The sequence below is a fragment of the Pandoraea sp. PE-S2T-3 genome (genome assembly GCF_002179965.1).
Taxonomy (GTDB): Bacteria; Pseudomonadota; Gammaproteobacteria; order Burkholderiales; family Burkholderiaceae; genus Pandoraea.
The window spans coordinates 78,105-95,684 of sequence record NZ_NGUQ01000011.1 but is presented as its reverse complement, the minus strand read 5'-3'; the positions used below and the strand labels follow the sequence as shown (position 1 = coordinate 95,684).

Below are 17,580 nucleotides of genomic sequence, written 5' to 3'. Positions count from 1 at the left end.
CCCCAATTGCTGCATTGCACAGCGTTTGCCGTCAAAAGCCCCCATAACTACGTTGAAAACGTCGCGCGCGTACGCGGGTGACCGGCGCGACACATTGTCGCGCAGCCGTGCCCATCATGTCCGGCCTTATTAAACTTCGGCATAATGCCGCACCGTGATGGAAGTAAAAGCCAAGAAGTCGGACAGTGACTTGAGGCCTGCGGGCGGCAATCTGCCCCGGTTCCCGTCTTTTCGATGACCCAGTCGTCGTAGTTCGGCCGGTGCAATACCGGCGCGGCGACTGCTCCCGTCTCACCTTAACCCTTGCCAACCTCCTGCGACCCTGCATCAGGCCGGTAAGCCCGTGTTGTGCCGTTCGCTGGCCAACTCAACCCTGTCGTGTGACATGAAGAAACACAGAAACCCGCGATTGCTTAGGCTCCTCGCCTTGTGTTCGCCGCTGCTTTTGGCTGGCTGCGACATGGCGCTGCTCAACCCCAAAGGGCAGGTCGGAGAAGAGACCAAATCCCTGATCCTCACGGCCACCTGGCTGATGTTGATCGTTGTGATTCCGGTCATCGTGATGACGCTGTGGTTTGCGTGGAAGTACCGCGCGACCAACAAGTCGGCCCGCTACGAGCCGAATTGGTCTCACTCGACGGCCATTGAGGTCGTGGTGTGGCTCGTGCCGATCATCATTATTGCGATCCTCGCGCGCATTACCTGGGTCAGCACCCACGAACTCGATCCCTACAAGCCGCTGCAAAGCGACGTGAAGCCGATCACGGTCGAAGTGGTGTCGTTGAACTACAAGTGGTTGTTCATCTACCCGGAACAAGGCATCGCGACGATCAATGAACTGGCCGTTCCGGTCGATACCCCCGTGAATTTCAAGATCACGTCGGAATCGATCATGAACTCGTTCTTCATTCCGGAACTCGGCAGCCAGATCTACTCGATGGCCGGCATGGAAACGAAGCTGCATCTGATCGCGAATCACGTCGGCTCGTTCGACGGCATTTCGGCGAACTACAGCGGCGGCGGTTTCTCGGGCATGCGTTTCAAGACGCTGGCGATGACGGACAACGACTTCCAGCAATGGGTGACGAAGGTGCGTGAGTCGAAGAAGGTGCTCGACAAGTCGACCTACGCGTCGACGCTGGCACCGATGAGCGAGAACACGCCGGTGACGTATTACAGCTCGGTCGACGCGAACATGTTCCAGTCGATCCTGCACGCCCCGATGGCCGCGGGCATGGCTCAGCAGCACGAGGGTCACGCCGCCGGTCACGATGCCCATGAAGGCATGGACATGAAGGGCATGGACATGAAAATGGAAATGAAGGGCGCGGGTACTGACGCGGTGGCAGCTCCGGCTGCGGCAGCGAACGTGCAGAACGGCCAGCCCATGACCATGGCCATGGACGCCGGCGCGCATGCGATGCACGCCGCCGGTACGGCCGCGCACGCGCACAAGGAGTAAACAACAATGTCAACGCTGTTTGGCAAACTGACCCTCGAAGCCATCCCGTACCACGAGCCGATCATCGTCGGCGCCGTGGGCATGATGGTGCTGGGTGGGCTGGGCATCCTCGCGCTGCTCACCTACTTCGGCAAGTGGAAGTACCTGTGGAATGAGTGGATCACGTCGGTCGATCACAAGAAGATCGGCATCATGTACGTGCTCGTGGCGCTGGTCATGCTGTTGCGCGGCTTTGCCGACGCGATGATGATGCGTACCCAGTTGGCACTCGCCCACAATTCGCCTGGCATTCTGCCGCCGGAACACTACGACCAGATCTTCACCGCCCACGGCGTGATCATGATCTTCTTCGTGGCAATGCCGTTCATGACGGGCCTGGTGAACCTCGTGGTGCCGCTGCAAATCGGCGCACGCGACGTGGCTTTCCCGTTCCTGAATACGCTGTCGTTCTGGCTGTTCGTGGCCGGTATGGCACTGGTGAACCTGTCGCTGGGCGTGGGTGAATTCGCACGCACGGGCTGGCTGGCTTACCCGCCGCTCTCGGGCATTCAATTCAGCCCCGGCGTGGGCGTGGATTACTACATCTGGGCTTTGCAGATTTCAGGCTTGGGGACGTTGCTCACGGGTGTGAACTTCGTCGTCACGATTCTGAAGATGCGCGCTCCGGGCATGAACCTGATGAAGATGCCGGTCTTCACGTGGACGGCACTGTGCACGATGGTGCTGGTGTGCGCCGCGTTCCCGGTGCTGACGGTGACCCTGGCGCTGCTCTCGCTCGACCGCTACCTCGACTTCCATTTCTTTACGAATGAGTTGGGCGGCAACCCGATGATGTATATCAACCTGATCTGGATCTGGGGTCACCCTGAGGTGTACATCCTGATTCTGCCGGCGTTCGGTATCTTCTCGGAAATCATCTCGACGTTCTCGGGCAAGAAGCTGTTCGGCTACAAGTCGATGGTGTACGCCACGGCCGCGATCATGGTGCTGTCGTTCCTCGTGTGGGCGCACCACTTCTTCACGATGGGCTCGGGTGCCAGCGTGAACGCGTTCTTCGGTATCGCGACGATGATCATCTCGATCCCGACGGGCGTGAAGATCTTCAACTGGCTGTTCACGATGTACCGCGGTCGCGTGCAAATGACCGTGCCGGTGCTCTGGACGCTGGGCTTCATCGTGACGTTCGTGATCGGCGGTATGACGGGCGTGCTGCTCGCCGTGCCGGGCGCTGACTTCGTGCTGCACAACTCGCTGTTCCTGATTGCTCACTTCCACAACGTGATCATCGGTGGCGTGCTGTTCGGTTACATCGCCGGTATGAACTACTGGTTCCCGAAGGCTTTCGGCTTCAAGCTCGACGAACGTCTGGGCAAGTACAGCTTCTGGTGCTGGATCATCGGTTTCTACCTGGCCTTCATGCCGCTGTACGTGCTGGGTCTGATGGGCATGACGCGCCGTCTGAACCACTACGACAACCCGGCCTGGCAGCCGTGGCTGATCGCCGCACTGATCGGTGCGCTGTTCATCGCCGCCGGTATCGCCTTCCAGGTGCTGCAAGTGGTGGTGTCGATCAAGAACCGCAAGGCGCTTGCCGATACGACGGGTGACCCCTGGAACGGCCGTACGCTGGAGTGGATGACGTCCTCGCCGCCGCAGTTCTACAACTTTGCCGAAGAGCCGCGCGTGCACGATGTGGACGAGCTGGCCTACCGCAAGGAACACGGCATCAAGAGCGATCTGAAGACGAGCTACGCCCCGATCCACATGCCGAAGAACACCGGCGCCGGTTTCATCATCAGCGTGTTCTCGCTGGTGTTCGGTTTCGCCGCAATCTGGCACATCTGGTGGCTGGCTATCGTTGGCTTCGTCGGCATGATCGTGGCATTCATCTGCCGCAGCAACGACGATTCGATCGACTACTACGTGCAGTCGCCGGAAGTGGTGGCCATTGAAAAGGCCCACCATCAGGCACTGGCTGTAGCAGCAAAGGCTTAATCATGACGAGCGAAGTTCTTAAACACACGGGCTCGCATGCGGATGCGCATGCGCATGACCACGCGCACCACGACACCGGCGGCAATACGATCTTCGGTTTCTGGGTGTACCTGATGACCGACTTGGTGCTGTTTGCCGGCCTGTTCGCCACCTTCGCGGTGCTGCGTGACTCGTCGGCAGGCGGCCCCACCGGCAAGGAACTGTTCGACCTGAAGTTTGTGCTGGTCGAAACGTTCATCCTGCTGTTCTCGTCGATCACCTACGGCTTTGCCATGGTCGGCCTGCACGGCGGCAAGAAGGGCACGGTCATGGGTTGGCTGGCGGTGACGTGGCTGCTGGGCGCCGCGTTCATCGGCATGGAACTGTATGAGTTCCATCACCTGATCCTGGAAGGCGCCGGCCCGCAACGCAGCGCATTCCTGTCGTCGTTCTTCGCGCTCGTGGGCACCCACGGTCTGCACGTGGCCTCGGGCCTGCTGTGGATGGCCGTGCTGATGTTCCAGATCGGCAAGAAGGGCCTGAGCTCGACGAACACGACCCGCCTCCAGTGCCTCTCGCTGTTCTGGCACTTCTTGGACGTGGTCTGGATCGGCGTGTTCACGGTCGTGTACCTGATGGGAGCGATGTAAATGAGCAATAGCAAATCGGTGCAATCGCACGGCCACGAAGCTGGCCATAATGCCGCCGGTGGCAGCCACGGCAGCGTGAAGTCGTATCTGATCGGCTTCGTGCTCGCAGTGATCCTGACCGTGGTGCCGTTCAAACTGGTGATGGACGGCACGATGCCCCCGTCGACAGTGCTGCCGCTGATTCTCGGCGCAGCCCTGATCCAGATGATCGTTCACCTGATCTACTTCCTGCACATGGACCGCTCGTCGGAACAACGCTGGAACATCATGGCGTTCCTGTTCACCGGCCTGATCGTCGTGATCGTGCTCGTGGGCTCGCTGTGGATCATGCACAACGCTAACTCGCTGATGATGCCGGGGATGTAAGTTCTTCCTTCTCGGTGTTAGTGGTAAACAAAAAGGGCAGTTCGAATGATCGAACTGCCCTTTTTGTCTTGAGGCTCACGATGCGATGACGCCGACCGTTTGACTACCCGCTCCGTCCTCTCCCGCCACCCCGGCCCGCGGCGCTTGCCGGCCCTCCGGCTCACTCCAATTTAAAGTCGCTCCGCCAGAGGGCCGGCAATCACCGCTCATATTTCCCGTCGTTTCACCACTCCCACCCTATCCATGCGGTCCCGGGTCGTCCGCCGGTGTATCCGTGGTCGGTGCGGCCAATATCACTCCCGGCCTCACCGGCAAGTCCGGTCTGATACCCAGCAAAGGCAACGCCTGGGACGCGATTTCCGCAAACGCCGGGCCCGCCGCCTGTCCCCCAAAGTGCTGCGATGCCTTCGGCTCATCCACCGACACCGCAATCACCAATCTCGGCGCCGACAACGGCGCAATCCCCACAAACGACGCCCGATACTTCGAGTGATCGTAGCCGTGCACACCCGCCTTGTACGCCGTGCCCGTCTTGCCCCCAATGCTGTATCCCGCCACCTGCGCCGTCGTCGCCGTACCCCCCGTATCCACCACGGCCGCCAACATCTTTCGCATCTCCGATGCCGTACGGCTATCAATCACTCGCACCCCCTCCGGCTGCACCTGCGCGTCCGGCTTGATGATCGTGATCGGTACCAACACCCCATCGTTCGCAAAGATGGTGTACGCCCGCGCCAACTGGAACAACGACGCCGAAATACCATAGCCGTACGCCATGGTGGCCTGCTCGATGCGACGCCACGATTTGTACGGACGTAATCTCCCCGAGACAGCACCCGGGAAACCGAGCTTCGGCTGCTGACCCAACCCAATCTCGGTGAACATGTCCCACATCTCCTCCGCCCGCAACATGGTCGACACCTTGGTCATGCCAATGTTGCTCGACTTCTGAATCACACCCGCCGCCGTCAATACCCCGTTCGCGCTGTCGTCGCTGATGGTCGCACCCTCGAACACATAGCGGCCCGGGCCTGTGTCGATAAGCGTGGCCGGCGTCAGACGATGCAAGTCCAACGCCAACGCCATCGTGAACGGCTTGAGAATCGAACCCGGCTCGAATACGTCGGTAAACACCCGGTTTCGCAACTGCTCACCAGTCAAATGCTCCCGATCATTGGGGTTGTACGTCGGGAAGTTGGCCAGCGCCAACACCTGTCCGGTCTTGGCGTCGATGACGACGGCCATCGCCGCCTTCGCGCCGGTGCGATCCAGTGCGTTCTTCAATGCCTCGTACGCGATGTACTGCACGCGAGTATCGAGCGTCAGACGAATGTCCTTGCCGTCGCGCGGCGGGCTGGAGTCGTCAAGGTCCTGAATGGTGCGGCCGATTCGATCCTTGATGACGCGCCTCACCCCGGCTGCGCCTTCAAGCAACGGCTCTTCGCCCAACTCCATGCCTTCCTGCCCCTTGTCCTCGACGTTGGTGAAACCCACGACGTGGGCGGCAACGTCGCCTTCGGGATAGAAACGCTTGTACTCGCTGCTCTCGTACACGCCGGGAATGCCCAGTGCTTCCACCTGCTTGCCGATCTCGGGCGATACCTGCCGCTTGATATAGACGAATTTCTTCTCGCCGATCAACTTGCTGCGCAAGTCCTTGGCCGGCATGTCGAGTAATTTGCTCGCCTGCTGGATATCGCTGTCGGACAGGTCGTCCGGTACTTCGGTCGGCACGGCCCACACGGTACGCATGGGCAGGCTGGTGGCCAGCACGCGACCGTCGCGGTCTTCGATCTTGCCGCGCACGGCCGGCATGACGATGGTGTGCTCGTAACGCTTTTCACCCTGCGCGATATAGAAGCCGTTGCCGGGGCCCGCAATCCAGAAGGCACGCACGACCAAGCCGATGAACGCGAGGGTGATGACGATGACGACGAGTTTGGAGCGCCACAAGGACATGCGCGATTGAAGGACCGGACTGGCGGAGAACGTGACGTCCTTGGGCTGGCGTTTCTTTGCATGGCGCTCGCGGGGCGTTGAGATGCGATGACTGCGGTGAGCCAATCAACAGACTCTGGCTCAAATTCTAGGCCAGATAGCGTAGCACGCAAGCGACTGTTGCAATAGCGCAAAAGCCCCGTCACACGGGGCTTGCAGCGTTTTTTTCGATGACGTTGCGACGCGGTCGCGTATGGGTGTCAGCAGGTGAAACCGGACACGAAAAATCGGCGGAAAAACGCCCGCTTCCGGCCGCTCCCATCCGCTTCGGTGCCACTACTTCGCTGCGCCGAACCGGACGTCGCCGTACCACGCGTGCGCACTCGCGTGCGTGTTGTCGCTGTCGGTGAAAACCCCATAGCCCATCAACTTGCCGGGCTTCTGGTGATAAACACGCTCGTAGTCGGCCGCGAGATTGCGCGAGAAGGACTGCCATTTGCCGATGCTGGCGTCGCCACCCGCCACGACGAGCATCTGCACGCGGTCGGTATGCGGGTTCTGGATGACGCTGCCGGGGGCGGCATCGTTGGACCAGATGTACATCAACGTGGCGTAGGGCAGGTCTTCCCCGCCCGCTTTGGCGAGGCTCATCGCTGCCCGGTCGCCGAAGGGTAGCGACGACTTGTCGCCGTCGAAGAAGAAGACGATCCGCGCCGGCGAGTCTTCTTTGTCAGCTTCGCGGTTGTCGGCCCCGGGAATGGCGCCCGCCACTTTCCAGCGCCACGAGACGGTCGGGGTAGCCGCGAGATCGATGCCGTCGCCCTTGTACATGAGCGCCGAAGCCGAATCCACGGACTTGGCTTCGATCACATTGCGTCCGTCGTCAGCGACGACGTTGTACTGGGTGAGCTTCTTGCCTTTGACGACCGGCAGGTTCTGCGCGCCAACAGGCAACGCACTGCCCGCGGGCGCTTGCGAGAAGAGGGCGCCGCTTCCGGTATCGCTATCCGCCGCGAGGGCCGCGCCCGGGGCAAGGCCAACGAGCGTGAGGGCGAGTGCGGCGGCGCAGGCAGCGCGAAGGGCGCGCGCGCCCGGAGGAATCACCGGGCGGCGGCAGGTGCTGGAAATGCGGGAATTGCGGGAATTGCGAAGCGGCGAGACGATGCGTTGCATAGTGAGCGACTCCGGCTTTGAGAGGGGCGCGGCAGGCCCCGGAACACTTACCGCTGCTGCATGGCGACGCGCAACCCCAGTCCGATGAAGATGGTGCCGATGATCTTGCCCTGCCAGCGCAGCAGCCACGTAAAGCGCTTCACAAAGCGGCCGAGCGGGCGTACCGACAGGGCGATCGCGGCCGTGTACACGGCGCTCATGGCGACGAACACCATGCCCAGCACCAGAAACTGCATGAACACGTTGCCTTCGCTCGCATGCACGAACTGCGGCATGAAGGCGAGGAAGAAGAGCGCGGTCTTGGGGTTGAGCACTTCGGTGGCGACGGCCTGCGCAAACGCGCGCGTGGGCGACACCTGCGGCGCCACGGGCAACTGCGGATCGCTCGGGCGCTCACGCAGCGCCTTGATACCGAGATAGATCAGGTAGGCCGCCCCGATGTACTTGACGACGTCGAACGCGAGCGCAGAGGTCATCAGCACGGCCGACAAGCCCACGGCTGCACACAGGGTATGGACGAGGTCGCCGAGGGCGATACCCATGCCGGTCATGATGCCGGCGCGGCGCCCACCCTGCACGGTGCGGGTAATGGTGAGCAGCACGGCAGGGCCGGGAATCAGGAACAGCCCGAGCACGACGGCGAAGAACGTGGCGAGGGTGGCAATGGTCGGCATGGGGTCTCCGTGGATCAGGGCCGTCTAATAGTGGCCGGTGGCCGGTGGCTGGTGGCAGGTGGCAGATAGCCGGACAGTCGCCGGGAGGCAACGGCCGCCGGACGGCACGATTGCGACATCATCCCAGATTTGGGGCGTGCCTGCTGCGGTGTCCTCCAGAATGCGTTTTGCCATAGCCCTGCTGGAAATCCCGGAAGCGTGGCGGGCCTCGCCGCCGCATGCTGCGCAGCTCTTCAATGCCACCGGGATACTCAACATGCCAATGCTAGTGGATCTGATGTCTCATCTGGTTCAGCCGGAGCAGGCGTTCGGGCAGGTGCTGGACGTCCTTCGATCAGGCGAATTCGCGAGCAACTTCGCGAAGGTGCAAAACTGCTCGCAAACCTACGGATGTTGCGAGCGCACGACGATCAACGAAACCGCCATGGTGCTGACGCACTGTGACGAAGGGCCGGAGTACTTTCGTGCTGAGCACTATATCCATGGCATCAACGGATTCAGCGAATATTGGATGCCCCTCGCCGCGCTCGTCTCTACGGGCCTTGGGTGGTCGTCGCGGGCGGCACTCGACAAACTATTCTCGCCGTGGCTACGGTCCGATAACTGGGTTCCATCCACCCTCGGTGGGGCATTTCCGCCACCGGCCGACGATGCGGCCGCCAAGGCACCGTTGGATATCCCGCCGGAAGAGTGGCGCGCGAATCAACAGTACGACGCCGCCCGTGCGCTGACGGCATGGCGAAAGCCTGAGCTGCCGCAGGCGGATGCCGACATTTCCAGAGCGCTGATCGTGCATCTGTCGAACACGCCACGACAGAGCGACCCGGATAGCTGGCACGTCGTCGCGCTATGCGGACTGTTGGCTCACGGGCTCGACTTCCACCTGAACGCCGCCCACGTACAGAACCTTCGAATCATTCCCGCCATGCCTTCGTTGATTCGGCGCGACGAGATGTTCGCGCTGCTTCACGACCTGTTGGTACCCGCTTGGGAGACGGATGTGGCAGGGGCGCCGACATTTTCGGTGCATCCGGTCGATGTGCAACTCTTCGATCCGGAGGAGACGACCGGTGATCTCGAGGCACTGGAGGAGGTGTGCGATGACGCGTCGGTGCCGAAGAAGTCACACGACACGCGAAAGCAGGAGATCAGAGAGAACCGGGAGCGGCTGACCGACGTGGCGGCGCTTGAACGTGTCCGGGCGCGCGTCGTGTCACTGATCGCCGCCAGCGTGCGCAACGACTGTGGCATGCGAGCCGACTGGCGATATCTTTTCAATATGCAGATGTCTATTGCGTCGGTGTATCTCGACAGCTGCTCGAGCGTGCTCGAACGCATTGGAAACAGCGTCATGGCGGACATCTCGACGCGCGACATCTGGAAGTGGCACGACGCGCCACCGGCAGGCACCCATGGGCCATGGCCGCCATCGATGCCGATGCACGTGGCGCAGTGGCTGGCACGCGTCCTGATTACCGAAGCCGGAATTCAGGCAACGCCGACGGCGCGCTCGGCATACGGATTTGCGGCGATGGCTCGGATGGACACGCCGCCTGCGCTGGTCATCGGCTCGCTTGAGTGGAGCGAACTCGTCAAGGGCGTGGAGATCATGGGCAACGCGCACTGGCGTGCGTCGTTCGATACGGTCAGCCGGGCTGGCAGAACCGGAGGGAACCCGATGCCGGACACGAGCGAACAGGACGCCCCCGAGCGTGAAGCGTCGACTCGGTGGCGCAAGCCGGCGCGAGCCCGTAAGCCGAGCCACAAGCACGGCGCAAACTGGCGCCACGCCTGAGCACTTCGCTCACAACCACGCCCCACCCACCAATCCCGCAACGCTACCCGCCGCCAGCCACCACAGCGGGTGAACACGCGTTCGGATGGCCAGCACGGCCACGCTTGCGGTAATGCCTGCAAGCAGCCACGACGTGGCCGATGCCTCGGCAATCAACGCCGCACTTGCGGCCACGAGTCCCGCCGTCATCGGCATCAACCCGGCCTGAACGATGCGTCGCCACGGCCGGTCTTTGAAGCGCTGCCACAGATGCAGCACGAAGATCGTAATCAGCGACGACGGCCCGAACTTGGCGAGCGTGGTGACCAGCATCCCCTGCCAACTGGCCACGTGCCAGCCGACCAGCGTGACGATCATGAGATTCGGGCCGGGCGCCGCCTGCCCAAGCGCGAACAGCGCGCTGAATTCTTCCGAGGTCATCCAGTGATGGATGTCGACGACCTGACGCTCCATCTCCGGCAAGATCGTGTTGCCCCCGCCGAACGCGAGCACGGACAACTGCGTGAAGATGAGCGCGAGCGAGATAAGGGTGCCGGTCATTGCGAAACCCTCCACGTGGCGTAGATGGACAGCGGCGTCATGATCAGCATGGTGAGCACGAGCGGCACGCGCAATACGGCAATCATGATGAAACACGCCGCCGCAACACCGGCCAGCACCACGGATTTGCGCAGCGGCCACGACACTTTCCACGCCATCTGTATCAGCAAACCTGCCGCCGCTGCCGCAAGCCCGGCGAAGAGATGCTTCACATGCGGGTCGTTCTGAAAGTGCTGATAGACCATGCCGAGCATGATCACGACGGCAGACGGCGCCGCAATCAATCCGAGAATCGACGCCAGCGCGCCGCGCCAGCCGTGAAAACGCATGCCCAATGCGACGGACAAGTTGATGATGTTGCCGCCGGGCAGAAACTGGCAAAGCCCAAGCAGATCGGTGAATTCTTCTGAGGTCAGCCAACGATGCCTGTCGACGATCATGCGGCGTGCCAGCGGCAATGCGCCGCCGAACGCGGTCATGCCCAAGCCGAGAAAGCCGAAGAAAAGCTGACGAATGCTCGGGACGACGGTGTCGTTGGTGTCTGAGGTACCGGAGACCGGGAGATCGGGCGGACGTGTTGCCGGGGCGGCGAGCTTGGTGGACGGAGCCGGAATGCGCATGGCGGGAATCTTCTAGAACTACTACAGCCGTGGGGGCCGCCCGGCAGGAGGTGACATCGCGGAAGGAGATGCACGGGCGCCGCGCGGGACAACGTCAGAGTAGGTCGATTGCGCTATATTGTCCAATATATGGAAGTGACTGGAATCATATCGAATCAATATGGCAAACATCGACATCCGGCTGCTGCGTTATTTCATTGCGGTGGCTGAAACGGGCCACATGACGCGGGCCGCCGAACGATTGGGTATCGGCCAGCCGCCGCTCTCGCAGCAGATTCGCGTGCTGGAGACACAACTGGGCGTGACGCTCTTTGAGCGGCTGCCGCGCGGCATGGCGCTTACCGACGCGGGGCAGGCGTTTCTGGGCGATGCCTACGACGTGGTGCGCAAACTCGATCAGGCGGTCGATGACGTCCGGCGCGTGGCCGCAGGTGTCAAAGGGCGGCTGGCGGTGGGCTTTACGAGTTCGTCGGCACTGCACCCGTTTGTGCCCGCTGTGATTCGCGCGTTCCGGGCGGATGCACCGGCGGTTTCTCTGATGCTCGACGAGAGCAGCACGACGGAATTGCTGGATGGCTTGCGCGACGGTCAGCTCGACGCAGTCTTCATTCGTCAGCCGCTGGGCGACATCGCGCAGATTGCCATCCTGCCGGTGCTGGAAGAGCCGATGGTGCTGGCCGTGCCATCGTCGCATCCGCTGGCGCTCAAGGGGCGCGCGGGCAAGGCAGCGGTGCCCCTGATGGCGCTCTCGGCGGAGAAACTGATTCTCTATCGACGCCGCACGGGGCAGGGGTTGTACGACGCGATCATTGCCGCGTGTCACGGGGCAGGGTTCAGCCCGCATATCGAGCAGGAGGCGCCGCGTCTGCCGTCGACGCTATCGCTGGTGGCTGCCGGGTTGGGGGTGTCGATCGTGCCCGCATCGCTCATGCGCATGCAGGTGGAGGGCATCGTCTACCGGCCACTGACCCCCGCACCGCGCGCGCCGCTGCACTTCGCTTATCGGGACGGGGTGCTCGCGGGGCCGACGGCGCGTTTGCTCGACCACGTGCGCACGGCGGCGAAAACCGGTGGATGGGGGGATGTGAGTTTGTTGAACGAAATGAGCGGGGTGAGTGGAAAGAGCGGCAAACGTGGGAGATGACGTTCGCCGAAAAGCGATCGATATCCGGTGCGGCCATCTCCTTCGACGGATGTCCTCAGGCCGTAGAACCCCCGCCGCCCTGTTGCAGCAACGCCTCGATATGCCCGTGCAGGCCGACGTCGGTCCATTCGAGCTCGCCCATGCGCCAGAAGCGCGCATTGCCGGCGCGGTCGACGAGGTAAGTCGCTGGCAGCCCGACGGAGCCGAAGCGTTTGAATACCGAGCCGTCGCGATCGAGCAGCACGGTGCCGTCGATGGGCAACTTCGAGAGGAATGGTTTGACGGTAGGCGGCGACTCTTTCACGTTCACGGCCACGAGGGCCAGCCCGCGATTGCGATACTGCCGGGCCACTGCGCCCATCGCCGGAATCTCTTCGCGGCACGGTCCACACCACGTGGCCCAGAAGTTGAGCACCACCACACGCCCACGCCATTCCGATAACGCATGCTGCTGGCCGTCCAGCCCCTCCAGCGTGAACGACGGGGTTGCCCCGCGCCACGCCGAGAGCGTGCCGCCGGAGTTGCCCGCGAGCGCGCTGTCGTCGACTTCGGCACCGGGTTTGCCCGGCCCTGCGGCGAGCGCGGGGGTGTCGATACCGGCCAGCGCCCCGGCTGTGCCGAGTGCGCCCAGCGTCTGAAGAAAATGACGGCGTTGCATGGTGAAGCTCTCCTTCGTTGTCTGACGCGAGTCTCGCAAGTCCCGCAAGTCCGGATCAGGCCTTGAGTTCGCGCGCGCTCATGCGATAGCGGAAAGCGTCCGGGTCCAGACTGTCGAGCCGGCCCTGTGCGACTTCGCCATTCGGATACATGAGGAACGGCACGGAGCCGTCGCGCTTGTCACGCGCGCCCGGCAGCGGCACGTCGGCACCGTGATTGAACGCGACCCAGTTCATTTCCCACTGGCCGAACAACATCGCCCGCGCAGCACGCACGCGCAGATCGTCGACCGGCAGACCGCCCGGTACTTCTTCGAGCACGACCTTGCGCACGTCCGCCGGGTCAACCGGCACCCAGCCATAGCCGGCCGCATAAAATTCAGCACGGCAATGCTGGGCACGTGTCACGTCGCCCGCTTTGCCGAGACTGTTGAAGCCGTGATTCGACGCCGCCACGCGAACACCGTAAGCATCGCGTGCGGGAATGCCGACCGAGCGTGCGAGCGCGGTGAAGAGCGCGTTGATGTCGGCACACTTGCCCGCAAGGTCGCCCGTCGTGAGGATGTAGCGCACGTCGCCGGTGCCGCAACCGCGCACCGACCCTTCGCGGCGGCAGTTGTCGACGATCCACTGATAGATGGCCTGTGCTTTCGCCACGTCGCCATCCTGCCCGCGCGTGATGCGCTGGGCCGTCTCACGCACGAGACCGTCGGTCGGCTGCAACTCGGTCGGTTGCAGATAGCGGCGCAGCACTTCGGCCGACTCGCGCGGGGCATTCGCCGACGGCGGCTGCGACAGATCGACGCGGCGGTCGCGCGTGGCAAAGGTGTTGATGAGCGTGACCGTACGCGCGGGGCCACCCTGCGCAGGCGCATCGGGCCACGCGACCGCGAGCATCGGCACGTCGACCCCGGCGGCACCGCGCACCTTGCGCAATTCCGCTTGCGCGCCGGGCGCTTCCCAACGGGTGCCGAGCGCTTGCTGATACGTTGCGGAGGGTGAAATGGCGACCGGCAGCCAGACGTTGGCAGGGCCAGCCGAGGCGGGCAGGTCGACTTGCGTCGTTAGCTCGAAGGTGCGCCAACCGTCGGCCGCATTGGGCGCATTCGTTGCGGCGGGTTGCGAGGTGGCGGCATCGGCCCGGCCGGAAACCAGCGCGGCGGGCAGCATGGCGGCGGGTACGGTGGACGCGGCGAGCGAGAGAAAACGACGACGTTGCATGATGGAATCCCCGTCAGAATCAGCGCCCACGGCGCATGGTGGTTGGGATGTCGTTCGACCGGCGACGCCATAGCACGGGCCATCGGGCGAAAGCTGCTCCATAATACGTCGACTTTTGGCAAACTGTCGTCATCGCACCGCAGGGTATGTACGTAGTCTGAGGCAGACATGCCGCACATCCCTTCCGCGCGCCACGAGCGCCACGAATGCCGCCCACTTCAACGCCAACGACCATGACCGCACACGATGCCACTCAGGTGGATGCTTCACCGGCAGCTTCACAGACGTCTCCGCAGACGACGCCTGCCGCCCCGCGTTTGACCTCGCTCTCGCACGGCGGCGGCTGCGGCTGCAAGATCGCACCGGGCGTGCTCTCGGAACTGCTCGCACGCAACGAGTCGCCCATGCCGATGCCGGCCGCTCTGCTGGTGGGCACCGAGACCTCGGACGACGCAGCGGTCTATCAGTTGAATGACGAGCAGGCGATCATCGCCACGACCGATTTCTTCATGCCGATCGTCGACGATCCGTTCGACTTTGGCCGCATCGCCGCGACCAACGCGCTCTCTGATATCTACGCCATGGGCGGCAAGCCGATCTTCGCGCTGGCCATCGTCGGCATGCCGATCAATGTGCTGCCGCGCGAGACGATCCGCGACATTCTGCGCGGTGGCGAATCGGTGTGCGCCGAAGCCGGTATCCCGATTGCGGGCGGTCACAGCATCGACTCGGTGGAACCGATCTACGGGCTGGCGGCGATGGGCGTGGTGCATCCGAAACGCATCAAGCGCAATGCCGACGCACAGGCGGGCGACGTGCTGGTGCTGGGCAAGCCGCTCGGCGTCGGCGTGATGTCGGCGGCGCTCAAGAAAGGCCTGCTCGACGCTGACGGCTATCGCAGCATGATCGACGCGACCACGCGTCTGAATCGTGTCGGCCCCGCGCTGGCCGCACTGCCGGGCGTGCACGCGCTCACCGACGTGACGGGCTTCGGTCTGCTGGGGCACACGCTGGAAATGTGCCGTGGCGCCAACCTCGCGGCGTATCTGCGCATGTCCGACGTGCCGCTGTTCGACGGCGTGCGCGAACTGGCCGACAAGGGCTGCATCACGGGCGCGTCGGGCCGCAACTGGGCGTCGTACGGCAGCGCGGTGGAACTGGGCGAGCGCCTCACCGACCGGGATCGCGACCTGCTGTGCGACCCGCAGACGGCGGGCGGGCTGCTGGTGTCATGCGCCCCGGGCGCGGTCGACGATGTGCTCGCCGTGTTCCGCGCCGACGGTTTCGCCGAAGCCGGTATCGTCGGTGCCATGCGGCCGGGCAAGCCAGGCGTGCGCGTGATCTGATCCGGCTAACAACTCGCCGAGCAGGTCACTGATTTCGATGCCGTTCTTGGCGGCATCCATCTGCTCGTCGGGCATGGGGCCATTGCGCCGCAAATCGACGAGCGCCTGATTGAGATCGACGTAAGGCCGCATGCGCCCTTCGTACTCGGCAAACGCATGCGCCGGATTCGGCCAGTGTTGCGCCAGCGAATACGCCAGCACGGCCGCACCGACCAGCGCAAGGCTGGTGCCCTGTCCAGAGAATGGCGAGGCGCAATGCGCCGCGTCCCCTGCGAGCGCCACACGTCCCTTGGACCACGACGGCATGCGAATCTGCGCCAGTTCGTTGTAATAGAACTCGTCAGTGGTCTGCATGGCCGAGATCAACTTGGGGATGTCGCCGCCCAAGTGTTCACAATGCGCAGCGACGAGACGCTTCTGCGCGGCCATGTCGTTACGTGGTAACGCCGGGACGGGGGCCTCGAAGCCCACGCCGACACGTAACGAATCCTGATCGAGACTCGGGTAGATGATGTACCCCACGCCGCCCTCGCGATGGCCCAGTTGCCAGTCCTTCAGATCGATCAGGTTGGGCGTGGAGAACAGGGCCAGCACCATGTTCAACGGCCGTACGACTGACGCCTCGTCGTCGAAGCACAGGCGGCGCACGTTGGAATAGGTGCCGTCGGCGCCAATCACCAGATCGAAGGCGCGCGGCGCGCCGTTCTCGAAGCTCACCACCACCTGATCGCCCCGGTCGTCGATGGCCCGAATGCTGTCGTCGTAAAGCCACTCGACGTCCTCGCCAAGTGCACCCGCCAGTAACTCGCAGAGATCGTCACGGAAGACCTCGATGTCGCCGATATTGATCCGGCCGCCGCTGAAGGTCCGCTCTTCGGAGCGATCGAGCTCGTTGCCTTGCGCGTCCAGCATCGACATGCCTTTGAGTTGCGTGCGCAGCGCCTTTGCCTGCCCCAGTAACCCCATCGCTTCAACCACATCGAGCGCAACGCCACGAATGTCGACTGCCTGACCGCCCCGGCGCAGTTCAGGCGCACGCTCGACCAGCGTGGTGGCGAAGCCTGCGCGATCGAGCCAATAAGCCAGCGCCAGACCGCTCACGCCAGCGCCGGAGATCAATACGTTTGCCTTCATGAATGCCTCTCGTTCGGATAAGTCGTTCCGGACATCGACGGGCGGCGGTCGCCATCCATTCGTCAATGTTTCCAGTGGAAAGATTTTGACGAGACTCCCGATTGCCGTCAACATATTTTTCCGTTGGAAACATTGACCTCAGGTATGACAGACAAATCCCCCGGCAAGCCTGCCGACAAGCCAGCCGATGAAACCGCCCGGGCACCGCGTGCCGGCCGTGGCGCGAAAGTGCGCCCATACCATCACGGCGGATTGCCCGAAGCGCTCTTGCAGGCCGCCGAGACGGTGCTCAAGCGCGATGGCCTGCGCGGGCTGACGTTGCGCTCGATTGCGCGCGAGGCGGGGGTGTCGCACACCGCGCCGCAGCATCACTTTGGCGATACCGCGGGGGTGTTGAGTGAACTCGTGGCCGACGGGCATCGGCGGCTGGCGGCGGCGATGTCGGCGCGCGCCAGCGAAGCCAAGCCCGGCCCGGCGCGTCGCAAGGCGGTCGCGCATGCGTATATCGATTTCGCGGTGGCGAATCCGGACATGTTCCGCCTGATGTCGCGCAACGAGTTGCTCGATCTGGAACGGACGTCGTTGCAAGACGCTCGCCGCAACTCCATGCGCTTGCTCTCAGGCGTGCTCGATCCCGCACCGGTAGTGGATGCGCAGGGCAATAACGAGTGGTGGGGAGAACTGGATGCCGAGCGGGCCGTCACGATGGCGGCGGGCTGGGCGTATGTGCATGGTTTGGCGGCGCTGCTGGTCGATCAGCGCTTTGCGGGGCTGGTGCGCCGCACGCCGTCCATCGAGGACGCCAAGGCGCTGGTGTATCGCGCCATCGAAGATATGGCGATTGCGCCGGAGCGTTGAGCCCGCCCCGGCGCGGTGAATCGGTGAAT

At 63.2% G+C, this 17,580-nt stretch carries 16 protein-coding genes; 8 read left to right on the top strand and 8 right to left on the bottom strand.

Going from position 1 to position 17,580, the window contains the following annotated elements:
* Positions 1-385 precede the first annotated feature (385 nt).
* The 4 genes from cyoA to CDV46_RS27055 are packed head-to-tail and all read left to right on the top strand — an operon-like array spanning position 386 to position 4,452.
* Positions 386-1,462: a ubiquinol oxidase subunit II gene (gene cyoA, locus CDV46_RS07765; RefSeq protein WP_084656064.1), complete on the top strand. Its 1,077-nt coding sequence runs from the start codon at positions 386-388 to the stop codon at positions 1,460-1,462.
* A gap of 15 nt (positions 1,463-1,477) precedes the next feature.
* Positions 1,478-3,457 carry a cytochrome o ubiquinol oxidase subunit I gene (gene cyoB / locus CDV46_RS07760; protein ID WP_087687186.1) on the top strand — a complete coding sequence of 660 codons (1,980 nt, stop codon included), beginning with the start codon at positions 1,478-1,480 and terminating at the stop codon, positions 3,455-3,457.
* Between the two features lie 2 nt (positions 3,458-3,459).
* Positions 3,460-4,086 carry a cytochrome o ubiquinol oxidase subunit III gene (locus CDV46_RS27060; RefSeq protein WP_058377758.1) on the top strand — a complete coding sequence of 209 codons (627 nt, stop codon included), beginning with the start codon at positions 3,460-3,462 and terminating at the stop codon, positions 4,084-4,086.
* Complete coding sequence (locus CDV46_RS27055) at positions 4,087-4,452, top strand: cytochrome o ubiquinol oxidase subunit IV (RefSeq protein ID WP_058377759.1); 366 nt, start codon at positions 4,087-4,089, stop codon at positions 4,450-4,452.
* 237 nt (positions 4,453-4,689) lie between these two features.
* Here the strand turns inward: CDV46_RS27055 and CDV46_RS07750 are convergent, their stop codons facing one another.
* The 3 genes from CDV46_RS07750 to CDV46_RS07740 all read right to left on the bottom strand — a co-directional run bounded on the left by CDV46_RS07750 (position 4,690) and on the right by CDV46_RS07740 (position 8,237).
* Positions 4,690-6,411 (bottom strand): peptidoglycan D,D-transpeptidase FtsI family protein, encoded by a 1,722-nt coding sequence (locus CDV46_RS07750; protein ID WP_254915959.1) that lies wholly within the window; start codon positions 6,409-6,411, stop codon positions 4,690-4,692.
* Between the two features lie 315 nt (positions 6,412-6,726).
* On the bottom strand, positions 6,727-7,563 hold the full coding sequence (locus CDV46_RS07745) for a DUF3047 domain-containing protein (protein WP_087722247.1): 837 nt from the start codon (positions 7,561-7,563) through the stop codon (positions 6,727-6,729).
* Positions 7,564-7,610: 47 nt separating this feature from the next.
* Positions 7,611-8,237 (bottom strand): LysE family translocator, encoded by a 627-nt coding sequence (locus CDV46_RS07740; protein WP_087686633.1) that lies wholly within the window; start codon positions 8,235-8,237, stop codon positions 7,611-7,613.
* 37 nt (positions 8,238-8,274) lie between these two features.
* Here CDV46_RS07740 and CDV46_RS07735 point away from each other — a divergent pair, with 37 nt between their 5' ends.
* The gene (locus CDV46_RS07735; protein WP_140413321.1) at positions 8,275-10,032 is read left to right on the top strand and encodes a hypothetical protein; all 1,758 of its coding nucleotides are present in this window, start codon (positions 8,275-8,277) and stop codon (positions 10,030-10,032) included.
* A gap of 9 nt (positions 10,033-10,041) precedes the next feature.
* Here CDV46_RS07735 and CDV46_RS07730 read toward each other — a convergent pair whose 3' ends face one another.
* Both CDV46_RS07730 and CDV46_RS07725 read right to left on the bottom strand, forming a co-directional pair.
* Positions 10,042-10,572, bottom strand: a complete 531-nt coding sequence (locus tag CDV46_RS07730; RefSeq protein ID WP_087686635.1) for a chromate transporter — start codon at positions 10,570-10,572, stop codon at positions 10,042-10,044.
* Positions 10,569-11,192 carry a chromate transporter gene (locus tag CDV46_RS07725; RefSeq protein WP_087686636.1) on the bottom strand — a complete coding sequence of 208 codons (624 nt, stop codon included), beginning with the start codon at positions 11,190-11,192 and terminating at the stop codon, positions 10,569-10,571. The genes CDV46_RS07730 and CDV46_RS07725 overlap by 4 nt, the downstream gene beginning before the upstream one ends.
* Before the next feature lie 160 nt (positions 11,193-11,352).
* On the opposite strand from CDV46_RS07725, the gene CDV46_RS07720 reads away from it, so the two are divergent.
* A complete protein-coding gene (locus CDV46_RS07720) occupies positions 11,353-12,336 on the top strand; it encodes a LysR family transcriptional regulator (protein ID WP_087722245.1) in 984 nt (327 codons plus the stop codon).
* Positions 12,337-12,391: 55 nt separating this feature from the next.
* On the opposite strand, the gene CDV46_RS07715 is transcribed toward CDV46_RS07720, so the two are convergent.
* Both CDV46_RS07715 and CDV46_RS07710 read right to left on the bottom strand, forming a co-directional pair.
* Entirely contained in the window at positions 12,392-12,994 is a 603-nt protein-coding gene (locus tag CDV46_RS07715) for a TlpA family protein disulfide reductase (RefSeq protein ID WP_087686639.1), read from the bottom strand.
* Between the two features lie 55 nt (positions 12,995-13,049).
* Entirely contained in the window at positions 13,050-14,213 is a 1,164-nt protein-coding gene (locus CDV46_RS07710; protein WP_087722244.1) for a transglutaminase-like domain-containing protein, read from the bottom strand.
* Positions 14,214-14,446: 233 nt separating this feature from the next.
* On the opposite strand from CDV46_RS07710, the gene selD reads away from it, so the two are divergent.
* Positions 14,447-15,559: a selenide, water dikinase SelD gene (gene selD, locus CDV46_RS07705; protein ID WP_254915958.1), complete on the top strand. Its 1,113-nt coding sequence runs from the start codon at positions 14,447-14,449 to the stop codon at positions 15,557-15,559.
* Here the strand turns inward: selD and CDV46_RS07700 are convergent.
* Complete coding sequence (locus CDV46_RS07700; protein ID WP_140413320.1) at positions 15,443-16,693, bottom strand: FAD-dependent monooxygenase; 1,251 nt, start codon at positions 16,691-16,693, stop codon at positions 15,443-15,445. The genes selD and CDV46_RS07700 overlap by 117 nt on opposite strands.
* 144 nt (positions 16,694-16,837) lie before the next feature.
* On the opposite strand from CDV46_RS07700, the gene CDV46_RS07695 reads away from it, so the two are divergent.
* Positions 16,838-17,551 carry a TetR/AcrR family transcriptional regulator gene (locus CDV46_RS07695; RefSeq protein ID WP_087722242.1) on the top strand — a complete coding sequence of 238 codons (714 nt, stop codon included), beginning with the start codon at positions 16,838-16,840 and terminating at the stop codon, positions 17,549-17,551.
* Positions 17,552-17,580 lie beyond the last annotated feature (29 nt).

Excerpts from the sequence above, each read along its gene's own strand:
- CDV46_RS07695 (WP_087722242.1), top strand. The coding sequence starts at position 16,838 with ATGACAGACAAATCCCCCGGCAAGCCTGCCGACAAGCCAGCCGATGAA.
- CDV46_RS07715 (WP_087686639.1), bottom strand. The coding sequence starts at position 12,994 with ATGCAACGCCGTCATTTTCTTCAGACGCTGGGCGCACTCGGCACAGCC.
- CDV46_RS07725 (WP_087686636.1), bottom strand. The coding sequence starts at position 11,192 with ATGCGCATTCCGGCTCCGTCCACCAAGCTCGCCGCCCCGGCAACACGT.
- CDV46_RS07745 (WP_087722247.1), bottom strand. The coding sequence starts at position 7,563 with ATGCAACGCATCGTCTCGCCGCTTCGCAATTCCCGCAATTCCCGCATT.
- CDV46_RS07710 (WP_087722244.1), bottom strand. The coding sequence starts at position 14,213 with ATGCAACGTCGTCGTTTTCTCTCGCTCGCCGCGTCCACCGTACCCGCC.
- CDV46_RS07720 (WP_087722245.1), top strand. The coding sequence starts at position 11,353 with ATGGCAAACATCGACATCCGGCTGCTGCGTTATTTCATTGCGGTGGCT.
- selD (WP_254915958.1), top strand. The coding sequence starts at position 14,447 with ATGACCGCACACGATGCCACTCAGGTGGATGCTTCACCGGCAGCTTCA.
- CDV46_RS07750 (WP_254915959.1), bottom strand. The coding sequence starts at position 6,411 with ATGTCCTTGTGGCGCTCCAAACTCGTCGTCATCGTCATCACCCTCGCG.
- CDV46_RS07740 (WP_087686633.1), bottom strand. The coding sequence starts at position 8,237 with ATGCCGACCATTGCCACCCTCGCCACGTTCTTCGCCGTCGTGCTCGGG.
- CDV46_RS27060 (WP_058377758.1), top strand. The coding sequence starts at position 3,460 with ATGACGAGCGAAGTTCTTAAACACACGGGCTCGCATGCGGATGCGCAT.
- CDV46_RS07700 (WP_140413320.1), bottom strand. The coding sequence starts at position 16,693 with ATGAAGGCAAACGTATTGATCTCCGGCGCTGGCGTGAGCGGTCTGGCG.
- CDV46_RS07730 (WP_087686635.1), bottom strand. The coding sequence starts at position 10,572 with ATGACCGGCACCCTTATCTCGCTCGCGCTCATCTTCACGCAGTTGTCC.
- cyoA (WP_084656064.1), top strand. The coding sequence starts at position 386 with ATGAAGAAACACAGAAACCCGCGATTGCTTAGGCTCCTCGCCTTGTGT.
- CDV46_RS27055 (WP_058377759.1), top strand. The coding sequence starts at position 4,087 with ATGAGCAATAGCAAATCGGTGCAATCGCACGGCCACGAAGCTGGCCAT.